General features: G+C 50.8%; 21 protein-coding genes. 11 read left to right on the top strand and 10 right to left on the bottom strand.

Features of this window, described 5'->3' with window-relative positions:
* Positions 1 to 62: 62 nt before the first annotated feature.
* Positions 63 to 929, bottom strand: coding sequence for a flagellar protein MotY (locus E1H14_RS06030; RefSeq protein WP_235017400.1), 867 nt, complete (start codon positions 927 to 929; stop codon positions 63 to 65).
* A 178-nt stretch (positions 930 to 1107) separates the two neighbouring features.
* Here E1H14_RS06030 and rnt point away from each other — a divergent pair, with 178 nt between their 5' ends.
* A complete protein-coding gene (gene rnt / locus E1H14_RS06025; protein ID WP_235017410.1) occupies positions 1108 to 1725 on the top strand; it encodes a ribonuclease T in 618 nt (205 codons plus the stop codon).
* 48 nt (positions 1726 to 1773) lie between these two features.
* Here rnt and grxD read toward each other — a convergent pair whose 3' ends face one another.
* Both grxD and E1H14_RS06015 read right to left on the bottom strand, forming a co-directional pair.
* The gene (gene grxD, locus E1H14_RS06020; protein WP_149390559.1) at positions 1774 to 2112 is read right to left on the bottom strand and encodes a Grx4 family monothiol glutaredoxin; all 339 of its coding nucleotides are present in this window, start codon (positions 2110 to 2112) and stop codon (positions 1774 to 1776) included.
* Positions 2113 to 2161: 49 nt separating this feature from the next.
* Positions 2162 to 2416: a hypothetical protein gene (locus E1H14_RS06015; protein WP_149390558.1), complete on the bottom strand. Its 255-nt coding sequence runs from the start codon at positions 2414 to 2416 to the stop codon at positions 2162 to 2164.
* On the opposite strand from E1H14_RS06015, the gene E1H14_RS06010 reads away from it, so the two are divergent.
* The 5 genes from E1H14_RS06010 to E1H14_RS05990 all read left to right on the top strand — a co-directional run bounded on the left by E1H14_RS06010 (position 2415) and on the right by E1H14_RS05990 (position 8057).
* Entirely contained in the window at positions 2415 to 3608 is a 1194-nt protein-coding gene (locus tag E1H14_RS06010) for an aspartate aminotransferase family protein (protein ID WP_149390557.1), read from the top strand. The two genes, E1H14_RS06015 and E1H14_RS06010, sit on opposite strands and share 2 nt — an antisense overlap.
* A 64-nt stretch (positions 3609 to 3672) precedes the next feature.
* The gene (gene argF / locus E1H14_RS06005; RefSeq protein WP_149390556.1) at positions 3673 to 4593 is read left to right on the top strand and encodes an ornithine carbamoyltransferase; all 921 of its coding nucleotides are present in this window, start codon (positions 3673 to 3675) and stop codon (positions 4591 to 4593) included.
* Positions 4594 to 4695: 102 nt separating this feature from the next.
* Positions 4696 to 5610: a LysR family transcriptional regulator gene (locus E1H14_RS06000; protein WP_149390555.1), complete on the top strand. Its 915-nt coding sequence runs from the start codon at positions 4696 to 4698 to the stop codon at positions 5608 to 5610.
* Between the two features lie 66 nt (positions 5611 to 5676).
* The gene (locus E1H14_RS05995) at positions 5677 to 7026 is read left to right on the top strand and encodes a class II 3-deoxy-7-phosphoheptulonate synthase (RefSeq protein ID WP_149390554.1); all 1350 of its coding nucleotides are present in this window, start codon (positions 5677 to 5679) and stop codon (positions 7024 to 7026) included.
* Positions 7027 to 7028: 2 nt separating this feature from the next.
* Positions 7029 to 8057: a DUF3549 family protein gene (locus E1H14_RS05990; RefSeq protein ID WP_149390553.1), complete on the top strand. Its 1029-nt coding sequence runs from the start codon at positions 7029 to 7031 to the stop codon at positions 8055 to 8057.
* On the opposite strand, the gene E1H14_RS05985 is transcribed toward E1H14_RS05990, so the two are convergent.
* The 4 genes from E1H14_RS05985 to purU all read right to left on the bottom strand — a co-directional run bounded on the left by E1H14_RS05985 (position 8046) and on the right by purU (position 11059).
* On the bottom strand, positions 8046 to 8714 hold the full coding sequence (locus E1H14_RS05985; RefSeq protein ID WP_149390552.1) for a replication protein P: 669 nt from the start codon (positions 8712 to 8714) through the stop codon (positions 8046 to 8048). The two genes, E1H14_RS05990 and E1H14_RS05985, sit on opposite strands and share 12 nt — an antisense overlap.
* A 67-nt stretch (positions 8715 to 8781) precedes the next feature.
* Complete coding sequence (locus tag E1H14_RS05980; RefSeq protein ID WP_149390551.1) at positions 8782 to 9618, bottom strand: DnaT-like ssDNA-binding domain-containing protein; 837 nt, start codon at positions 9616 to 9618, stop codon at positions 8782 to 8784.
* Between the two features lie 48 nt (positions 9619 to 9666).
* The gene (locus tag E1H14_RS05975) at positions 9667 to 10080 is read right to left on the bottom strand and encodes a CBS domain-containing protein (protein ID WP_149390550.1); all 414 of its coding nucleotides are present in this window, start codon (positions 10078 to 10080) and stop codon (positions 9667 to 9669) included.
* Positions 10081 to 10204: 124 nt separating this feature from the next.
* Complete coding sequence (gene purU, locus E1H14_RS05970; RefSeq protein WP_149390549.1) at positions 10205 to 11059, bottom strand: formyltetrahydrofolate deformylase; 855 nt, start codon at positions 11057 to 11059, stop codon at positions 10205 to 10207.
* 202 nt (positions 11060 to 11261) lie between these two features.
* Here purU and E1H14_RS05965 point away from each other — a divergent pair, with 202 nt between their 5' ends.
* The 3 genes from E1H14_RS05965 to nfsA are packed head-to-tail and all read left to right on the top strand — an operon-like array spanning position 11262 to position 14439.
* Positions 11262 to 12806, top strand: a complete 1545-nt coding sequence (locus E1H14_RS05965; protein ID WP_149390548.1) for a thymidine phosphorylase family protein — start codon at positions 11262 to 11264, stop codon at positions 12804 to 12806.
* Positions 12803 to 13684, top strand: coding sequence for a ribose-phosphate pyrophosphokinase (locus tag E1H14_RS05960; RefSeq protein ID WP_149390547.1), 882 nt, complete (start codon positions 12803 to 12805; stop codon positions 13682 to 13684). Before E1H14_RS05965 ends, E1H14_RS05960 begins: the two co-directional genes overlap by 4 nt.
* Positions 13685 to 13701: 17 nt before the next feature.
* On the top strand, positions 13702 to 14439 hold the full coding sequence (gene nfsA, locus E1H14_RS05955) for an oxygen-insensitive NADPH nitroreductase (RefSeq protein WP_149390546.1): 738 nt from the start codon (positions 13702 to 13704) through the stop codon (positions 14437 to 14439).
* A 35-nt stretch (positions 14440 to 14474) separates the two neighbouring features.
* On the opposite strand, the gene E1H14_RS05950 is transcribed toward nfsA, so the two are convergent.
* Positions 14475 to 14927, bottom strand: coding sequence for a flavodoxin (locus tag E1H14_RS05950; protein ID WP_149390545.1), 453 nt, complete (start codon positions 14925 to 14927; stop codon positions 14475 to 14477).
* Between the two features lie 160 nt (positions 14928 to 15087).
* Here E1H14_RS05950 and E1H14_RS05945 point away from each other — a divergent pair, with 160 nt between their 5' ends.
* Positions 15088 to 16197: a CobW family GTP-binding protein gene (locus tag E1H14_RS05945; RefSeq protein ID WP_149390544.1), complete on the top strand. Its 1110-nt coding sequence runs from the start codon at positions 15088 to 15090 to the stop codon at positions 16195 to 16197.
* Positions 16198 to 16295: 98 nt separating this feature from the next.
* Here E1H14_RS05945 and E1H14_RS05940 read toward each other — a convergent pair whose 3' ends face one another.
* On the bottom strand, positions 16296 to 16505 hold the full coding sequence (locus E1H14_RS05940) for a cold-shock protein (RefSeq protein WP_149390543.1): 210 nt from the start codon (positions 16503 to 16505) through the stop codon (positions 16296 to 16298).
* 533 nt (positions 16506 to 17038) lie between these two features.
* Complete coding sequence (locus E1H14_RS05935; protein ID WP_149390769.1) at positions 17039 to 19273, bottom strand: YgiQ family radical SAM protein; 2235 nt, start codon at positions 19271 to 19273, stop codon at positions 17039 to 17041.
* Between the two features lie 285 nt (positions 19274 to 19558).
* Between E1H14_RS05935 and E1H14_RS05930 the strand changes: the two genes are divergently transcribed.
* Positions 19559 to 19783, top strand: coding sequence for a DUF2061 domain-containing protein (locus E1H14_RS05930; RefSeq protein WP_149390542.1), 225 nt, complete (start codon positions 19559 to 19561; stop codon positions 19781 to 19783).
* The last annotated feature ends 43 nt before the right edge of the window (positions 19784 to 19826 follow it).

The following is a 19826-nucleotide window of genomic DNA, read 5'->3' as shown; positions in this document are numbered from 1 at the left end:
GGCAGCGGCACACAGGCTAAAAAACCAAGGGCGAAAGTTTAGCAGAAACGCATACCCGGCGGCTATTCACGCTCTAAACGAATCGTCACACGACGATTTCGAGTACGATTTTCTGCCGTGTTGTTCGGTACCACCGGATAACGATCACCATGATAACGAGTCACGATCATCTCTTCATCTATCCCTAAGGACACCAGATAACGAGTGACTTCCTCAGCTCGTCGCATAGAGAGATCACGATTTAACAAACGACGCCCGACATTATCCGAATGACCGTCTACAAAAATCTGTTGGACTGACTCATCAGTTTTGACATACAAGGCGATCAAATCCAGACGCTCACGCGTGGCATCGGACAGTCGATATTCAGCAGAAGGGAAAAGTACCGCTGTACGTGCCACCTGACGGTAATTCACTGGCAGCAGCTGCGCCACACAGGCGAGATAATCTTCATAGGCCGATTGAAAGTTGACCGACGAAATACTAATACTCAGCGCTTCGGGGGTGCCAAACCAACGCCCCGCACTAAACGTGGGAAGTAAGCCTTTTTGTAACGCCGCCAGCATCTGGATCGCTTGCGCACTCGGCACTTCAACCTGACCGGATTGACTACGGACTTCACCGATGACCTGAGGCGCGCGCCCAGGTTGCCAGGGTGCAGCCTCCGCCACCAGCAACAAAGGACCACTTAACTGCTGGCTATGCGTGGGCAGAAGGTGAAATGCCAAAGGCTCACCTGCTTCGTGATGAAACACAGCTTCACCAAAGCGCGGGATCGTTTGACTCAGCCGACAGATAAACGGTGACATCTCTGTATCCCAACGTGACTGATCGATTTCAGCACGAAAAACAACCGCTGCAACCGACAGAGATAGACTCTGTAGCAACACACAGGGTAAAAGAAGTCGAAGAAAAAGATGTTTTATCAAGCGCGTCAGACATCCTGAAGACTAAGTACTTAAAGCCTATCGGCCAGAAACCGTTTCGCTTGAGTGCGGCAGATCAAACGCCCCACGTTTGCTTCAAAGACCGTCACTGATAGAATAACGGTAGGTTTTCACCCTAGAGTAAGGATTTTTTTTGTCACAGTCATCAGCTAAAACTCTCATGGCGGAACGTTTTCGAGGTTATCTACCGGTTGTCGTGGATGTCGAAACGGCCGGCTTTAACCCTCACACCGATGCACTTTTGGAAATTGCCGCCGTTACCCTGGTGATGGATGAGGAAGGTTATCTACACACAGATCAAACCTTCAGCGCCAATATCCTGCCCTTTGAAGGCGCTAATCTTGAGAAATCAGCACTGGCTTTTACCGGGATAGATCCTTGGAACCCTTTACGTGCCGCGCAAGATGAAACCACGGCACTGGAAAGTATTTTTAAACCTATCCGTAAAGCGATTAAAGCCAACGGCTGCAAACGCGCCATCCTAGTTGGACACAATGCCTCGTTCGATCACAGTTTTGTGTGTCAGGCAGCGGAACGCAATCAGATCAAGCGCAACCCCTTCCACCCCTTTTCCACCTTTGATACGGCGACCTTGGGTGGATTAGCCTGCGGCCAAACCGTTCTGGCCAAGGCCTGTGAAGTGGCAGGGATAGAGTTTGATGCGCGTCAGGCACACTCCGCGATCTACGATACCGAGAAGACAGCAGAACTCTTCTGCTTAGTGGTGAATCGCTGGAAGGATCTTGGCGGTTGGGATTGGATTATGGCGGCACGCTAGTGGGCAAAACACCTGGCAGCAGAGCTTGCCAGGTGTGTCGCGCCGGAATTACTCAGCGCCCGCCTCGCCCGCGGCAGCCGCCGCAGCTTTGATCAGGGTTTCCAGCTCACCGGTTGCCGCCATTTCACAGATAATGTCGCAACCACCCACCAGCTCTCCATTCACCCACAACTGTGGAAAAGTCGGCCAATTCGCATACTTAGGCAGTTCGGCACGAATATCCGGATGTTCCAAAATATTCACAAATGCAAAACGCTCACCACAGGCCATCAAAGCTTCAGTCGCGCGCGATGAAAAACCGCACTGTGGGAAACGCGGCGTACCTTTCATGTAGAGAAGAATGGGATTGGATTCAATCTGCTCTTTAATGACATCCACAACGCTCATTGAAGTACCTTTAGATTATTCGGGGTTGATAAAAAACGTGCGACGCAGTTTAACATACCCTAGCAAAAAGGTCAGATACCTGAAAACCTGAAAAATCTGCGAAAAACTTGAAAAGCTCCGCGCCAAAAGAAAAAGACAAACCGGCAAGCCACGGCCGTGCATCTGAACCACGCACCTGAGCCACGAACCCGACCTGCAAATGAGCCGTGAAGAAAGCATTGCCAAACCCACAGACAGTCCCTAGAATGACCCCTTTTCTGGCAGCTCTGGCTGCCTTTTTGCGTTGTAGGGAGAGAAGCAGCATGGCAATGCCACCTCTGATGAACACATATAATCGCCTCTCCGTAGCCTTTGCTTACGGTGAAGGTGCTTGGCTTTATGACACTGATGGCAACAGGTATCTGGATGCTCTCAGTGGTATTGCGGTGACAGGTTTAGGTCACGCTCATCCTACCGTGACACGCGCCATCTGCGAGCAGGCCGGCAAACTGATGCATTGCTCTAACCTCTATACCATTCCTCTGCAACAAGAACTGGCCGCCAAACTGCACGAAGTGTCCGGCATGGATAACAGCTTTATTTGCAACTCGGGTGCAGAAGCAAACGAAGCGGCAATCAAGCTCGCGAGACGTCATGGTCATAACCGTGGCATAGACAAACCGGCGATTATTGTGATGGAAAACTCCTTCCATGGTCGTACTCTGGCCACGCTGAGCGCCACCGGAAACCGTGCCATTCAGGCGGGTTTTGAACCTCTAGTCAGTGGTTTTGTGCGTGCACCCTTTGATGATCTTGAAGCCATCCGCCAGATCGCTGCCAACAACCCCGATATTGTTGCTATTTTTGTCGAACCGATTCAGGGTGAAGGCGGCATTCATGTACCCAAACCCGGTTACTTAGAAGCGTTACGTCAAATCTGTGACGAAAAAGGTTGGCTATTGATGCTGGATGAAGTACAAACCGGCAATGGTCGTACCGGTCGTTACTTTGCGTATCAGCACACTGATATCATGCCGGATGTTGTGACGACCGCAAAAGGCTTAGGCAATGGTTTCCCGATCGGAGCCTGTTTGGCCCGCGGTGTAGCAGCTGAAGTCTTTGGCCCGGGTAACCACGGCACAACTTTCGGAGGTAACCCTCTGGCATGCGCCACCGCTCTGGCCGTGATGAACACGTTAGAGCAGGATAAATTATGTGAACATGCGGCTTCATTAGGCCAGTACATCATGGACAGCTTCCGTATTCAGCTGGCCGATGTTGAGCTGGTCAAAGAAGTTCGCGGTCAAGGCTTGATGATTGGAATCGAGCTGCGTGAAGCAGGCACCGAACTGGCCGTTTTAGCCAAGGTAAAAGGTGTCCTGCTGAACATCACCGGAGGCGGTCGCGTGGTGCGTCTGTTACCTCCGCTAATCATGAGCCAGAACGAGGCCGACCTCATGGTTAACACGGTTTCCCGACTCATCCGGATCTATGCCGGTGTCGAACAGGATCAGTGATCCCGGAACACCCTCTGACAATTATTGACCTCTGGAACCGGCTGCTCTGCAGCCGGCTTAAATTATGAGTACAAGACATTTTCTGACGTTGTTGGATTTCACTCCGGCTGAACTTCAACAACTCTTGCAACGTGCAATTCAATTGAAAGCGATGCGCAATGCCGGTGAAGTCTACGAACCTTTTAAAAATCGTGTCATGGCCATGATTTTTGAAAAGGCGTCTACACGCACCCGCGTCTCCTTTGAAGCCGGTATGGCACAGTTTGGCGGTCACGCCATGTTTCTTTCTCCACGCGACACCCAGCTAGGGCGCGGGGAACCCATTGAAGACAGTGCACGCGTGATCTCTTCCATGGTTGACATCGTGATGATTCGCACCTTCAGCCATAGCACCGTGGAAACCTTTGCCGCTCACTCCAGCGTGCCCGTCATCAACGCCCTGACGGATGACTTTCACCCCTGCCAACTGTTAGCCGATATGCAGACCTTCCAAGAGCTGCGTGGCAGCATTCAGGGTAAAACGGTTGCTTGGGTCGGTGATGGTAACAATATGTGCCACTCCTACATCAACGCCGCGCGTCAGTTTGATTTCCGCCTCAACATCGCGTGCCCTGAAGGGTTTGAACCCCGCGCCGATCTGGTCGCGCGTAATGCCGATCGTGTCAGCCTGGTTGAAAGCCCGGAAGAAGCCGTGCGCCAGGCCGATCTGGTCGTGACGGATGTCTGGGCGTCTATGGGGCAGGAAAAAGAACAGCGCGAGCGTATTCGTGAATTCCGTGGCTACCAAGTCAGCCCCGCGCTGATGGACCTCGCCACCCAAGACGCTCTGTTTATGCATTGCCTGCCTGCACATCGTGGTGAAGAGGTCAGCGAAGATATGCTGGATGATCCACGTTGTGTTTGCTTCCCTGAAGCCGAAAACCGTTTACACGCACAGAAAGCGCTCATCGAGTTTTTACTGCAAGATCTGATCATTCGCCGCTAGAGCAAATGCCAAGCAGTCGTTATACTTCAGAGCGTTCCCAGTGTAACGCTCTGGGGTCATTGGCATGAACCGAGCCGACATACGCGCGCAACGGAGAGGTCTATGGTTGAACTTCGTCATTTAAAAACCCTAGCCGCCTTGCGTGATGCAGGCAGCTTGGTCGATGCCGCTGAACGTGTTCACCTGACACAATCAGCCCTCTCTCATCAGATCAAAGATCTGGAAGACCGCCTGAACTGCTCCTTATTTATTCGCAAAACCAAACCCATCTGTTTTACTAGCGCCGGTCAACGACTCTTGACGCTTGCCGATGAACTCCTACCAATGATCCGCAGTGCCGAGCGTGATATCGCCCGACTCGCTGGGGGTGAAGCCGGGCGTTTGAATATCTGTATTGAATGTCACAGCTGTTTTGATTGGCTGATGCCGACCATTGACCATTTTCGTCAGCACTGGCCTGAAGTGGAGATGGATCTTTCCACCGGCTTTAGCTTCCAACCCCTACCCGCACTGGCGCGCGGTGATCTGGATCTGGTCATCACCTCCGACCCCGAACCACGCAGTGGCATCGATTACATCCCTCTGTTTAGCTATGAATCCGTATTAGCCATGGGTCGCCAGCATCCACTGGTCGCACGTAAATTTGTTCAACCTCAAGATCTTAAACAAGAAACGTTGATCACCTATCCCGTCGAACAATCACGCCTGGATGTTTTCACCCGTTTTCTCGATCCCGTCGGCATAGAGCCGAAACAGATTCGCACCTCAGAACTCACGATGATGATCATGCAATTGGTGGCCAGTGGCCGTGGCGTTTCGGCCTTGCCCAATTGGGCAATTCACGAGTATTTAGAAAGGGACTACATTGCGGCACGCCCCCTCGGTGAGAAGGGGCTCTGGTGCACTCTCTATGCGGCGCTACGTGAAGAACAACGCCATGCCGAGTTCATGGTCGATTTTCTTAATACCGCCCGTGAAATCACCTTCCGCAATCTCTCCGGCATCAAGAGCGCCTGAAACCTTGTTTCTCTGAGTCGATGCCGTACACTCTGCTGTTTTGATTTCATAGACAGAAGATGAAGTATGCATAACTGGAGTCCAGAAAGCTGGCGGCAGAAAACCGCTTTGCAGCAACCCACCTACCCAGATCTTGAAGCTTTGGCCCATGTAGAGGCGCAACTTAAACAGATGCCACCCTTGGTCTTTGCCGGTGAAATTCGCGAACTCACTCAACAACTGGGACGCGTGGCTCAAGGCCAAGCCTTTCTACTCCAAGGCGGGGATTGTGCTGAAAGTTTTTTAGAGTTCAATGCCAACAAAATCCGTAACGCCTTTCAAGTGCTCCTGCAGATGGCGGTGGTCATGACCTTTGCAGGCCAAAGCCCTGTGGTCAAAATTGGTCGTATTGCCGGCCAATTTGCTAAACCCCGATCGGCAGGCACGGAAGTACAAAACGGTATTGAGCTACCGAGCTACCGTGGCGACATTATTAATGACATCGCTTTTACCGATGCGGCACGCCAGCCCGATCCCCAGCGTATGCTCAAGGCTTACCATCAATCTGCTGCCACTTTAAATTTGCTGCGTGCTTTTGCAGCCGGTGGTTTTGCAGATCTGCATCAGGTGCATCAGTGGAACCGGGGCTTCGTAGCCAAGAGCCCTCAGGGTGAAAAATATCAGCAGCTTGCCGATCAAATCGACCAGGCACTTGCTTTTATCGAAGCCTGTGGGATCAATGCCAGTAACACCCCGCAACTGCATGAAACCAGCCTATACACATCACATGAAGCGCTACTGCTGAACTACGAGGAGCCCTTAACACGCCAAGATAGCCTTACCGGGGATTGGTTCGATTGTTCTGCGCATATGCTTTGGATCGGCGATCGCACACGTGATCCCGAACACGCCCATGTCGAGTTTCTGCGTGGCGTACATAATCCGATCGGCATCAAGATTGGGCCAAGCGCCGAAATAGAGGCCCTACTGAAGCTGCTAGATCAGCTCAATCCAACCCGTATCCCAGGCCGCATCACACTGATTGCACGCATGGGCGCTGAAAAGGTAGGAGAGTACCTAGCACCTCTAGTGCGTGGCGTACAGGCCTCCGGCCACCCCGTGGTTTGGAGCTGTGATCCCATGCATGGCAATATCATCAAAGCCGCGAATGGCTATAAAACACGTAGTGTGGACGCCATTTTAAAAGAGATGAAAGGTTTCTTTGAGGTGCATAAAGCCGAAGGCACTTACGCTGGCGGTGTTCATTTTGAGATGACCGGCGATGCCGTGACCGAATGTATTGGTGGGGCTTTTTGCATCACGGAAGCTCATCTTGCGGATCGTTACCATACGCATTGCGACCCACGTCTGAACGCTGATCAAGCACTGGAGCTAGCCTTCCTCATCGCCGACACTCTGAAAGCAGCCAGGAGCTAAGAATGGAAAGATTGCTGACCGATCTGCTGCAACACCAAGATAATCGCTTACGCTTCTTTGATATGGGACGACGTGTGAGCAAGCTTTCGACCGACATTTTCCGTCAGGTTGAACAGCACCAATGCCCCTACCCCCTACCCTTTCTGCATCAAGCCTGGGTCGGCCTGCTCCTTTGGAATAGCAAAGATAAACAGCAAAGCATGATCTGGTTCTTGAAATTACCTCTGGATGAACAAGGCTACCTCATCCAGGCCGCTCGTGATGATCTGGTCAATCGTATCTTGCAAAATGCGCTGGCGGCTGAGGCGCAAGACGATGCTTTAAAAGACAACCCCTTTGCATTTACCCCTGATCCGGAAAAAATGGCGGCTTTTCATGCGCAAGCCACACGCATACTGGCCAACCCAGCATCCGTGTATTACGAAAGGGTAGAGGATTATTTAAGCGGCCAATTGCCTTTAGACACCTGGCCAGATCTGGGCCTGCAAGGCATCGCTGACTATCTTGCGCGACTAGATCAATCCAGCCATCTCGATCACCTCTGCCGAATTTTACCCCAGCTGCCAGCAGAGCCTTTGCAGATGCTGACACGCCAACTTGAGCATGTTGAGCCCGATTTTCAGCTCCTCCAAGCACTGGAACAGTGCTTGGATCAGCAGATGCAGGCGCATGCCTTACCCGAGGTGATTGCCGCTCTGTTACGAGGACTGTCTAACGCTCGCGAGCTGCCGCTCAAACAAAAGCTGATTGAAGCCGTGTTGCACTCAGACTATGCACTGGAGCCTGAGGTGATTCTGGCGCTGGGGACGCGCTGCACCCAAAGCCTGCAGGAACCCAGCACTCTCCAGTTGTTTCTGGAGCGCCTTGCCGCGGGCAAAGCCGGTCAGCTGGGCTTTAATCGAGTACTCACCGATCTCATGTTTCTGCCAAAGCTGCGCAGTTTAATTCTGGCCAGCTTTCGTGACCCGCAGCGCAGTCAAGTGCTGAGCAGTGCGATTGGTGCCTTTTTACAACCGACCTCAGCTCACTGAATCGACCTGCTTGGGTAAGAGCAACTTCAAACCCAGTGCCTCCGCCTGGGTTTGCGCCTGCTGATGCAAGCGTTCACGTACTCGACTCCCCAAGGGTTTAGTCAAGTAATACAATAAACTGGCCGCTACGTCATCGGCCAGACCATGGGTCTGCGCAAAGGCCTGAATAAAGCGCGCCACGGTGACTTCACGCTGATCAGGCAAGGCCTTTGGCAGGGGCATCTCAATCTCCTCTCCCTGCTGAACGCGCTGCACCAACAGTTGATACACATAATCAAACTGTGGAAACACCTGAGCCTCATCTTCACCGCGCAGCTCAAACCAGCCCGTTTCCTTACCCGCCAGATACACAATCGGGTGGCTCCAGCGATGCTGACTTGGATGCTCTGCATGTAAACACGCCTCACGATAGGCTTGGTGAGCACTCGGCAGGCCCAGCTCACCGCGCTGCTCACGCAATAACGCCAGGAACTCAGCAATACTTGGCATCCAAGCTAGGCTATCTTTACAGCGATTCACTGCGCTGACCAACTCAGCTTCACTAAAGCCCTCTAGGCTCAAAGCCCACTCCCGCTTAGCCAGACGCAATTCATCTTGCGTTTCAAAACAACTTTTAAACTTATGCCCATAAATTGCCATAAAGCGGGCAAAGATCATATTCACCAGCGTTTTGGTGGATTCGGAAAGGCCTTGAGATGAAGAACGGGGCTGCGCCGAATGCGCCTTACCAGTCGGTGTCCTTGATATCCATGATGGCCGCGGTAACCCGTTTTCGGTTTTCGCGAGTATCTCGTCGGGTGTTTTCATCCGTTTTACTCATCGTATTAGATGTTTCGAATCGCTGCTCTCGAGCTTCACGTGCTTGACGCTTTACCCACTCTCGTTTAACCCAACCGAGAAACTTCTGGTCCCAGTTGCTTTCACGCTTATCTTGATCCATCCAGTAGAGCACAAACTCATCCAGACATTCCCGCGCAAAACTTTCAGGGATCGCATGTCGAGGCAGGAGTTCAAAGAACATTGTAGAAGGCTGCCAACCTAGGTGCATGGCAAGCATACGTCGATTGCGCTGCTCATGCTCATCAAACAGAGCCTGCAACTCGTCCTTCTGATGACGCCAACCCGAATGCCCACCAAAAGTCGGAGCCGGCCCACGCGCAGATAGGGTTGCACTGGGTGTAGGGCGAGGCTCGGGTTGTAATGGCGGATGACGACTCGGTGGCGGTGCGGAGTAGACCGGTAAAGTCGCAGCCGTGGGTGTTGTGTCGGTAATAGGCCAAGACAAGAGTGTAAAACGCACCCGCCCTGAGTGCTGCTCAAGCCTTAAGACCTGTTGACGTACCAAGCTCTGCGCAATCGCCCAGTGCTTATTTTCATCCCAGAAATCCGCTAAAGCCCGCCACTGATTCAATGCCAATACGCATTCAGGCGGCTCTTGAGTGCCCAGCGCATGATAGCCGGCATACTGGTGTAACACTGAAAGCAACAACGCCTCGTCAGTTCCGAGGCGCCGTATTAAAGAGGGCAACACCTGGATAGGCATTTCAGGCCAGTCGTTCATGTTTTCACCTCAAACCGCCTGGCCATTTCTACCCATCTATCTTGCCGATTAACCATCTTTTGCAAAGTCTTCTACCGCTCTTAAAACATCACTACGGGTAATCATGCCCACCAACTTACCTGCTTTAACAACAGGCAGGCTGCGCCGCCCTCTTTCAATGAACATACTGGACACAGCAATAATATCGGCATCATGTGGAACTGTATCAACGTTTGCCGTCATAAAATCACCCACATGCCCCCCACTGCCCATTTCCTGTTCATGATAGGTCTGGCTCAATATGGCGCGCAAGCAATCCACCTCGGACAAGATTCCGACCAGAGAACCCTCATCGTCCACGACCGGCGTACCGGAAAGGTTATATTCGCGCAATGCATTAATCGCTACAAACAGATCGGTAGTGGGTTTAAAGGTCACCAGCTTGGTTGCCATATAATCCTGAGCTTTCACAGATCTCAGCATGGTCCTCTCCTTTGTTTGCCGTTTGAGCAGATCACTAAGCGCTGACTGCTCTTATTATTTTGGGTTCTTGCTTAGAGTGTAGCGTATTTTTTCCGCTGTCTAGACGCACCACCCGTATTTAGATTTAAGCAAAAACCACTGTTTTGTTGCCATGCACCAAAACACGATCTTCCAGATGCCAACGTAAGCCGCGCGCCAACACCGACTTTTCAACATCACGTCCTAAACGCACCATATCTTCAGGATGATCGCGATGACTAATACGTGTGACATCCTGATCAATAATCGGGCCGGCATCAAGATCCTGAGTAACATAGTGGCAAGTGGCACCAATCAATTTCACACCACGCTCATGAGCCTGATGATAGGGCTTGGCACCGGCAAAGGAGGGTAAGAAACTGTGATGTATATTAATGATGCGATGCGGATAGTGATCACACAATTTGGGCGGCAAAATCTGCATATAACGCGCCAACACAACTACATCGGCTTGATGCTCAGCAATCAGACTTTCCACCTGTTCAAAGTGCGGTTGTTTATTGGCAGGATCCACGGCCAGGTGGTAATAGGGAATGCCATGCCACTCCACCATACTGCGTAGCTTGTCATGGTTAGAGATCACACAAGGAATTTCACAGAATAACTCTTCACTGTGATAACGATAGAGAAGATCCGCTAAACAGTGCGACTCCCGGCTCGCCATCAAGATCACACGCTTAGGACGGTTGGAGTCTGTAATATCCCACTCCATCTGGAACGAATGACCAATCGGTGCAAAGGCTTCTTTCAGTTGATCTAAGGTAAAGGGTAGCGTCGCGGCACTGATTTCGACACGCATAAAAAAATAGCCTGAGCCAGGATCAGAATGCTGATTCGCATCCGCAATTGAGCCACCATGACTCGAAATAAAGTTACTGACCATCGACACGATGCCAACACGGTCGGGACAAGACAACACCAATCGGTAACGACGTTCCATAATTCTATTTTTTCCTGTCAGCAATCTCGGCTTTGCGCGATTCTAGCAGTTGGTTTGTGCAAAGGCACCCTCAGGGCTATCTAGGACGCGCCCGTAGATTCGGATGAATGATGTATAGGACTCGCCTCAAAGCGGAAGTTTCCTTAGACTAAAACTAAGATTAAAAAATAGAGACTTGCTGTCCAACGAGAGGATGCCCCTCATGATTTTCATTCCAGAACGCATGGCTCCGTTGCGTGCAAGGCGCTTAGGGATAGATACCCATCACGAACCGACCCTCTACCTGCGCGCCGACAGTCCAGTCTGCCGCTCCGAGGGCTTTGAAAGCCTGTCACGTATTCTGGCGACCAGTACCGATGACAAACATATCATTGCCTCCTTAAACATCATCACCAGTGATCTGTTGAAAGAAGATGAAGTCGGATTTTCCGAAGCTGCCTGGCTGCGCTTTGGTATCGAGACGGATGCGCCGATTTGGTTATCACATCCTAAACCCGTGCAATCCATGTCGCATGTGCGAGCAAAGGTCTTTGGGCATCACCTGAAGCCTGAAGCTTTTCAGGAGATCATTCATGATATTGTCGAAGGCCGCTATTCCGAAGTACAACTCGCCGCGTTTATTACCGCCTGCGGTGATGACAAGCTTGATGACGATGAGATCACCTCTTTAACCCAAGCCATGGTGGACTCCGGTAGCCGCATCGACTGGCAACTTCCGATCGTTTTAGATAAGCACTGTGTCGGTGGCTTACCCGGTAATCGCACGACCCCAATCGTGATTTCGATTCTCACCGCCTGTGGTTTGACCGTACCGAAAACCTCCTCAAGAGCGATCACCTCACCTGCTGGCACCGCCGACACTATGGAAACCTTAACGCAAGTGAGTCTTTCCTTAGATGAGATGCGCGACGTGGTCGGACGGGTCGGCGGCTGTCTCGCCTGGGGAGGATCAGTGAAACTCAGCCCAGCGGATGACTTGCTGATCCAAGTAGAACGCGCACTGGATATTGACAGCGAAGGCCAGCTCATCGCGTCCGTTCTATCTAAAAAAATTGCGGCCGGCGCAACCCATGTACTGATTGATATTCCGGTCGGCCCCACCGCCAAGGTCCGCAGCCAAGAAGCGGCGGACAAACTCAGCCGCAGTTTTTTATCGGTCGCCGAACGCTTAGGCCTTCATCTGCGCATCTTGTGTACCGATGGTCGCCAGCCGGTTGGCCGCGGCATTGGCCCGGCGCTGGAAGCCCGCGATCTGCTCAGTGTTTTACAAAACCACCCTGATGCGCCCGAGGATTTAAAGCAGCGTGCCGTGTGTTTAGCAGCGGCCATGTTAGAGATGGTACAACCCCTGAAACCCGGCGAAGGTAAAACCTTAGCCTTGAAGATGCTGGAATCTGGAGCCGCTTGGAACAAGTTTATGGCCATTTGTTCGGCACAAGGTGGATTAAAGACACCCCCTCTAGCCCCCTATCGTTATGCTTTGATCGCTCATCATCAAGGCCTGGTGGTGGAAATCGACAATCGCCAACTGGCTAAAATTGCCAAACTGGCCGGTGCACCAGCCGATCCTGCGGCAGGGGTTGAGATTCACGTTAAACTCGGCGATCGTGTCGAAGAGAGTATGCCACTCCTCACCATCCATGCCGAAAGTGCCGGGGAGTTGAACTATGCGGTTGATTTTCTGCAGGAACACCCTCATATCATCCGCATCCATGCCTGCAACCCTATTGAGGATAACGTCGAATGAAACCTCTGGTGTATAACCTCGACTCGGATAGCGCACTGGCCGCTCAATTGGCTCAGGCCTTAAATGCCGAGATTGGCAGCCTGGAAATACGCCACTTTCCGGATGGAGAAACCTACCTACGCGTGCTGGATGAACAGCTTGAGCGCCCCTGCATTCTCTTTTGCAATCTATTTCATCCAGATGAAAAGATCCTGCGCCTGTTGTTTCTCGCTGATACCTTAAAAGAGTTGGGTGCGACTCAAGTCATCCTAGTCACGCCCTATTTAGCTTATATGCGTCAGGATAAGCGTTTTCAAGCTGGAGAATGCGTCAGTTCACGTCCTTTTGCTCGCTTACTCTCTAGCCATGTGGATGCATTAGTCACGCTCGATCCGCATCTGCACCGTTATCACTCGTTATCCGAGATCTACTCCATCCCAACAGAGGTGGTCAGTGCGGCCCCCCTGATCGCGCACTGGATTCACACACACCTGAAGCAACCCTTGCTGATAGGCCCCGATAGTGAAAGTGAACAATGGGTCAGCGAAGTCGCACGTCTTGCGCAAGCACCCTATCAGATCCTGGAAAAACAGCGTCATGGTGATTACCAGGTCGATATCTCAACACCAGAATTGGAGGCCTATGCGGGCTATGATGCCGTCTTAGTGGATGACATTATCTCCAGTGGGCGCACACTGCTGGAAACCCTGACACACTTACAAGACCAAGGACTCAACTCAGCCACGGCGATCGGTGTCCATGGCCTGTTTGCCGGTGATGCCTATGAGCGTCTGAGTCAGCAAGCCCAAGTTCTGACCTCTGAATCCATCCCACATATCAGTAATGCCATTGAAATAGCTCCTGCACTGGCGCAGGCTGTCAAAAATTTGATGCGATGAAAACTCCAGGACCTCTGATGAATCCAATCATTGATTTATTGAAACAACACCGTTCCATTCGCAAATTCACCGCCGAGCCCCTACCCGCCGAGGTGATCAACACCCTGATAGAAGCGGGACAAGCCGCAGCAACCTCGAGTTTTATCCAGGCGTGCACGGTCATTCAAATCCAAAATCCAGACACCCGCGCACAACTGGCTGAATGTTCGGGTCATCAGGCCTATGTGGCCAGCGCTCCCGTTTTTCTGGTTTTTTGTGCCGATATGCATCGTCATCAATTAGCCTGTGATCTGCATCAAGCCGATATGCTCAGTGGTTTTACCGAGCAGTTTTTAACCGCATCACTCGATTGTGGCCTCTTTGCACAGAATCTAGTGATTGCCGCTGAATCACTCGGACTGGGGGCTGTTTATATCGGTGGCTTACGCAATCAGATTGAGCGTGTCAGTGAACTGCTGGAGCTGCCAGAACTGGTCTATCCTGTTTTTGGCCTCTGCTTGGGTTACCCCGACCAAAATCCAGAAGTGAAGCCACGCTTACCGGTTTCGGTTGTTCTCAAACAGGAACGTTATTCGGATCAAGACGATCGTGCGGCCATTCAGGCTTATGACGAAGAGGTGCGGACTTACTATCGCCAGCGCACAGGTAATAATAAAGAGATGAGCTGGAGTGAGCAGATCTCGGGCATGCTGGTGAAAGAAGCACGCCCACATATGCTGCCCTTTTTACAGAAGAAAGGCTTTCTGAGACGCTAAGACGCTAAGACGCTAAGGGTGTAGTCTCTACGCCCTTAAGCCTCCAGCTCGGCCATCCACTCTTTTAACCAAGCCAGCGCCTCCCCTTCAGGATCAGCCGTTTCACAGGCATCCACAAAGAGCGGCTCACCGATGCGACGCGCTTGCAACTCGGTGAGCAGCTCGTCCATCTGTTTACCAGCATCCGCAAAACGCTCATAAGAGCTGTCTCCCAAAGCAATCACTGCATAACGCCGCTCCGGCATCAGAGGAAACTCTTCGCGTAAAGCCTGGTAAAGCGGATAGATATTGTCCGGTAACTCACCATCACCTGTGGTTGAGGTACAGACCATCAATATGGCTTCTGGGTCGGATGCCAGATCTTGTAAGCTGGCGGTATTAAACACCTCAGCCGCATGTCCACGGCTGCGCAACCACTCTGAGCATTCCTCCGCAACCGAACTACTGTTGCCATAGACCGAACCAACCAGAAACAGAAAACGTGCCATCCTCTTTAACTCCATCTTATCGTTTGCGCCATGATAAAGGATCTCAAGATCCACAAACACTGCTCAGGTTTGCGGGTATTGAGCTAAATTTCCTTGATCACGACTTGCTTAAGGCTAGAGTGATACGTATAAATGTTATTTTATAACAAAGGATTAACTTGTGAAATCAGCGCCTCTAAAGCAGATCCCTACACATATCATCACCGGCTTTCTCGGCAGCGGCAAAACCACAGTCATGAACTCTTTATTGGCACAAAAACCTAAAGATGAACGCTGGGCACTGCTGATTAATGAGTTTGGTCAGATCGGCATTGATTCCGCTCTGATCGCAGATCAAGGTGATGATGTGCAGATTCGTGAGCTGGCAGGAGGATGTTTTTGCTGTGCACTCGGCCCCTCCTTGACCATTACCCTCGCAATGCTGTTACGCCGCGCCAAACCGGATCGACTGCTGATCGAACCCAGTGGATTTGGACATGCCGCAGGTTTAATAGAAGCCTTACAGAATGAAGCCTTTAAGGATGTCTTGGAGATTCGCAGCATTCTTTGCTTGCTGGATCCAGCGGTGCTGGAGGACACTCGCACGCTGCAGCATCCGACCTTTTTGGAGCAACTCCATGTAGCGGATGCGATTGTTCTCAATCGCTGTGACCTGAGCTCTGAAGCCCTCTGTGAAGAAGCCATGAGCCTATCGGAACAGATGTTCCCTCCCAAACAAGCAGTATTCAGAATTGAGCGAGGCCACCTCCCGTTAACCGCCTTAGATCTAGAAGCACAGCCCGAAAATTGTCACCCAAACACTTCAAGCGCGCACTCGCAACAGAGCTCTGCACAGGCCATCGCCGCTGCATTGGATGCCCTGGAAGGCTATATCCCTCAGCCCAGTTTATTTCGTCCATTAAAACAGGAAGCTACGCCTCAGCCACAGCAACCTCTCGCCAAACATGCGCAGACAACAGAGGTGTTTTCATATGGATGGATTTTTCACGCCGATGACCACTTTGACTACGAATGTTTGCAAGACTGCCTAGCGCAGTTAAATGCTGTGTATCGCGTTAAGGCTGCAATCAATTTAGGAGCAAGCTGGATCAGCTACAACCGGGTACGGGATCAGATCGAAGTAGAACCCCTACCTTGGCGCCGTGATTCACGCATTGAATGTTTAAGTGAACAAGCGCTAGATGCGCAAGCACTGGAAAAAGCCTTACTGGCTTGTCTGAAAAAAGCGTCAATAGAAGAAAAGGATGCCGAGCCATTAGTATCGCACTAAATAACGGGCTAGGAGCTATTGAGGAGGTATTCGGTAGGGTCTAGAAATAAACAGTGGGCGCAAGCGCCCACTGTTACTGTCTGCTGAATCTGCGCGAATCAGAGTACAGTTACGTTCTCAGCCTGAGGACCCTTCTGGCCCTGAGTCACTTCGAAAGTAACCTGCTGGTTTTCGTGCAGTGTACGACGACCATTGCCATTAATAGCACGGAAGTGTACGAAAACATCCGGTCCGTTTTCCTGCTGGATAAAACCAAATCCTTTTTCATCATTGAACCATTTAACGGTACCGGTAACGATCTGTGACATGTGTAGCCTCTTTCTTTTACTTGGTTGCCACTTTAGGTGGCTTTTTTCAAATGATCGGTAAATCCGATCGGTTTCTGTTCGTGTACCCACTAGGATACTGAACTCTGTTTTCAGCTTAGCCTACTTTGGCTAAACTGATAAATCTTTATTTGAGTATAGGCGCTAAATGCTGCAATTGCATGAAACAGGCACACTTAGCCAACGCATCCTGAAGTTTCCAAGAAGTTGTGTTCGAATGAAGGAAGGTCAAACGATAAAACTTGAAGGACATCAGTTTTGAACCGATGTTGGATTTTGCTGGGGTCTGGAAGTAGGTTTTCCAGAAGTTGGCAGACCGGAGTCTGTCGCTGTGTGTATGCATCAAATCTTCTATAACTCTCTCGACGAAACATCGTCGATATACCCGGTACTGATGTAATAACCTCAGCTACTACCACTTAACTAGATCAGACGCTGACCGGAACTCATCTGATGGATTCACTATACACCTGTTCCGCGTAATTACAATGTAAAAATCACAAAAGAAGTGGAAATCATCCACTTCGTTCTGTGCGTTTTTTATTTGGCCGAGACTTCGCGCCAGAATGAGGCACATTCTTGCCTAAGCGTTGAGTACTTGGAGGCAAGCCGGTGTGCTGAGTCAAAAGTTTACCCTTAGCCGTACGTGCCGCACCGGGTGTATTTTTACGACGATGACTGGTGTAAGTTCCCACCTCATCCGAACTGGGAATCAACTGCATTTCACCCTCACCGATTAAATCGGCTCGCCCCATCGTTTTTAAGGCCTCTCGTAACAACGGCCAGTTGGCCGGATCATGCCAACGCAAAAAAGCTTTGTGTAGGCGTCGTTGTTTTTCACCTTTGGCCGTTTCGACACGCTCCGCGGATTTTTTATAACTCAAGCGACGCAGTGGGTTACGCCCGCTGTAATACATAGCTGTTGCAGTCGCCATCGGGGAAGGATAAAAAGCCTGCACCTGATCCGCTTTATAACCGTTACGCTTTAACCAAAGCGCTAAATTCAACATATCTTCATCGCGTGTGCCAGGATGGGCCGCAATGAAATACGGGATTAAATACTGATCCTTACCCGCCTCTTTCGAGAAGCGCTCAAACATCTTCTTGAAATGATCATAGGTGCCCATACCGGGTTTCATCATCTTATCCAAAGGCCCCTGCTCGGTATGTTCAGGCGCAATCTTTAAATACCCTCCTACATGATGCGTCACCAATTCACGCACATAATCTGGATCCTGAACCGCTAGGTCATAACGCAAACCTGATGCGATCAAAATTTTCTTCACACCACGCAGTTTACGCGCATTGCGATAGAGGCGTGTTAAGGCAGAGTGATCGGTATTCAGATTCGGGCAGATGCCTGGGTAGACACAGGAAGGTTTCCGACAGGCGGCTTCGATTTCACGGGTTTTACAGGCGATACGATACATATTCGCGGTGGGGCCCCCCAGGTCGGAAATCACGCCAGTGAATCCAGGCACCTTGTCACGAATCTGCTCAATCTCTTTTAAAATCGACTCCTCCGAACGATTTTGAATAATCCGGCCTTCATGCTCGGTGATGGAACAGAACGTACACCCTCCAAAACAACCCCGCATGATATTCACAGAAAAACGGATCATTTTATACGCAGGTATTTCAGCCCCTTTATAGTTGGGGTGAGGCACGCGTGCATAAGGCAGATCAAACACATAATCCATCTCTTGCATACTTAAAGGAATCGGAGGCGGGTTCAACCACACCTCTTGATCACCATGCAGTTGCACCAGGGCACGCGCATTACCGGGATTGGTTTCCAAGTGCAGCACCCGACTGGCATGTGCATAGAGGACAGGATCTTTACTGACCTTTTCAAAAGAAGGGATACGTATAACCGTTTTGCTACGATCTAAACGGACACGGGATTCGATATGCAGGATCTGAACTTCATCCTCCGCTTCCATCTCGGCCGCTTCACCGCCACTGCGCTGTTCCAGCTCACACTCAGGCAGATCTCGAGTATTCACGTAAGGATTGATGATTTTATCTACCTTCCCTGGGCGATCGATCCGCGTAGAATCAATCTCCATCCAGTCTTCCGGTGTATCCTTACGGACAAAGGCCGTGCCACGCAGATCACGAATCTGATCGATGCTTTCACCCGCCGCTAAACGATGGGCTAACTCAACCACGGCACGTTCGGCGTTACCGTAAAGCAAAAGATCGGCACGAGCATCCAACAGGATTGAACGACGTACCTTATCTTGCCAGTAATCATAATGCGCAATACGCCGCAACGAAGCTTCAATCCCACCTAACACCAAAGGCACATCTTTATAGGCCTCGCGACAACGCTGGCTGTAGACAATACTGGCGCGATCTGGCCGTTTACCGGCGACATTCCCCGGTGTGTAGGCATCATCAGAGCGGATTTTTTTATCTGCGGTATAACGGTTAATCATGGAGTCCATGTTACCGGCTGCTATACCAAAGAAGAGACGAGGTTTACCCAGCGCCGTGAAGGCTTCAGATGAGTGCCAATCCGGTTGTGCCAGAATGCCTACACGAAAACCTTGTGCTTCGAGCAAGCGCCCTATGATCGCCATGCCAAAAGAAGGATGATCGACATAAGCATCCCCAGTCACAATAATAATATCGCAGGCATCCCAACCTAACTTTTGCATCTCCTGGCGCGACATAGGCAAAAAAGGCGCTGCCTTCTGCTCAGCACGGTACTTAGGGAAAGAAAAAATTGAGGGCGTCGCTTGCATCATTCTGGGGGCACTGCCTGAAGGGATTTATCGAAAAGCGCATTATAGCCTGATGGGCGTAAATCGTCTTGGTTAAATCTGACTTCTTTACTAGGATAAAGAGTGAGACAACCTGCCATCCATTCTTTAAATCTATCACATCCATTTTTTCAATTAATTTTTACTCTCAAAGATCCTCATGCATACTCAACTCAAGATTCAAGACTATAGAGTTGCAAAGACTGGATAGCTCACAAGACTTGATAGCACCCAAGACTTAAGGCTTTACATATGGAGAGCCCGATCATGAAAAAGACGATTTCTTTTGGCATCTTACACTTCATGGTTGCATTCGGTGTCACCTATGCTTTGACCGGTGATTTAATTATTGGCGGTGCCGTGGCTCTGATTGAACCGGCCTTAAACACGGTAGCCTTCCATTTCCATGAAAAAGTTTGGAAGCGCTATGAGCGTAAAGAAGCCCTTGAGCAAGCGGCCTTAAAAGCTGAACGAGAAAAGTGCGTGGCTTAAATCCATCCCATCCACGCGCCTAACCTAGGGCCTAATCACTCGC

This window comes from Nitrincola tapanii (assembly GCF_008368715.1).
GTDB lineage: Bacteria > Pseudomonadota > Gammaproteobacteria > Pseudomonadales > Balneatricaceae > Nitrincola > Nitrincola tapanii.
Note: the sequence above shows the minus strand (reverse complement) of the source record. Positions and strands in the feature narration are given on the sequence as shown.

Bases quoted from the DNA above. Each gene is read 5' to 3' on its own strand.
- E1H14_RS05965 (WP_149390548.1), top strand. From the start codon at position 11,262: ATGATTTTCATTCCAGAACGCATGGCTCCGTTGCGTGCAAGGCGCTTA.
- nfsA (WP_149390546.1), top strand. From the start codon at position 13,702: ATGAATCCAATCATTGATTTATTGAAACAACACCGTTCCATTCGCAAA.
- E1H14_RS05960 (WP_149390547.1), top strand. From the start codon at position 12,803: ATGAAACCTCTGGTGTATAACCTCGACTCGGATAGCGCACTGGCCGCT.
- rnt (WP_235017410.1), top strand. From the start codon at position 1,108: ATGGCGGAACGTTTTCGAGGTTATCTACCGGTTGTCGTGGATGTCGAA.
- E1H14_RS05940 (WP_149390543.1), bottom strand. From the start codon at position 16,505: ATGTCACAGATCGTTACCGGTACCGTTAAATGGTTCAATGATGAAAAA.
- E1H14_RS06000 (WP_149390555.1), top strand. From the start codon at position 4,696: ATGGTTGAACTTCGTCATTTAAAAACCCTAGCCGCCTTGCGTGATGCA.
- grxD (WP_149390559.1), bottom strand. From the start codon at position 2,112: ATGAGCGTTGTGGATGTCATTAAAGAGCAGATTGAATCCAATCCCATT.
- E1H14_RS05975 (WP_149390550.1), bottom strand. From the start codon at position 10,080: ATGCTGAGATCTGTGAAAGCTCAGGATTATATGGCAACCAAGCTGGTG.
- argF (WP_149390556.1), top strand. From the start codon at position 3,673: ATGAGTACAAGACATTTTCTGACGTTGTTGGATTTCACTCCGGCTGAA.
- E1H14_RS06010 (WP_149390557.1), top strand. From the start codon at position 2,415: ATGGCAATGCCACCTCTGATGAACACATATAATCGCCTCTCCGTAGCC.
- E1H14_RS05930 (WP_149390542.1), top strand. From the start codon at position 19,559: ATGAAAAAGACGATTTCTTTTGGCATCTTACACTTCATGGTTGCATTC.
- E1H14_RS05995 (WP_149390554.1), top strand. From the start codon at position 5,677: ATGCATAACTGGAGTCCAGAAAGCTGGCGGCAGAAAACCGCTTTGCAG.
- E1H14_RS05985 (WP_149390552.1), bottom strand. From the start codon at position 8,714: ATGATCTTTGCCCGCTTTATGGCAATTTATGGGCATAAGTTTAAAAGT.
- E1H14_RS05935 (WP_149390769.1), bottom strand. From the start codon at position 19,273: ATGCAAGCGACGCCCTCAATTTTTTCTTTCCCTAAGTACCGTGCTGAG.
- E1H14_RS05980 (WP_149390551.1), bottom strand. From the start codon at position 9,618: ATGAACGACTGGCCTGAAATGCCTATCCAGGTGTTGCCCTCTTTAATA.
- E1H14_RS06015 (WP_149390558.1), bottom strand. From the start codon at position 2,416: ATGCTGCTTCTCTCCCTACAACGCAAAAAGGCAGCCAGAGCTGCCAGA.
- E1H14_RS05990 (WP_149390553.1), top strand. From the start codon at position 7,029: ATGGAAAGATTGCTGACCGATCTGCTGCAACACCAAGATAATCGCTTA.
- purU (WP_149390549.1), bottom strand. From the start codon at position 11,059: ATGGAACGTCGTTACCGATTGGTGTTGTCTTGTCCCGACCGTGTTGGC.
- E1H14_RS05950 (WP_149390545.1), bottom strand. From the start codon at position 14,927: ATGGCACGTTTTCTGTTTCTGGTTGGTTCGGTCTATGGCAACAGTAGT.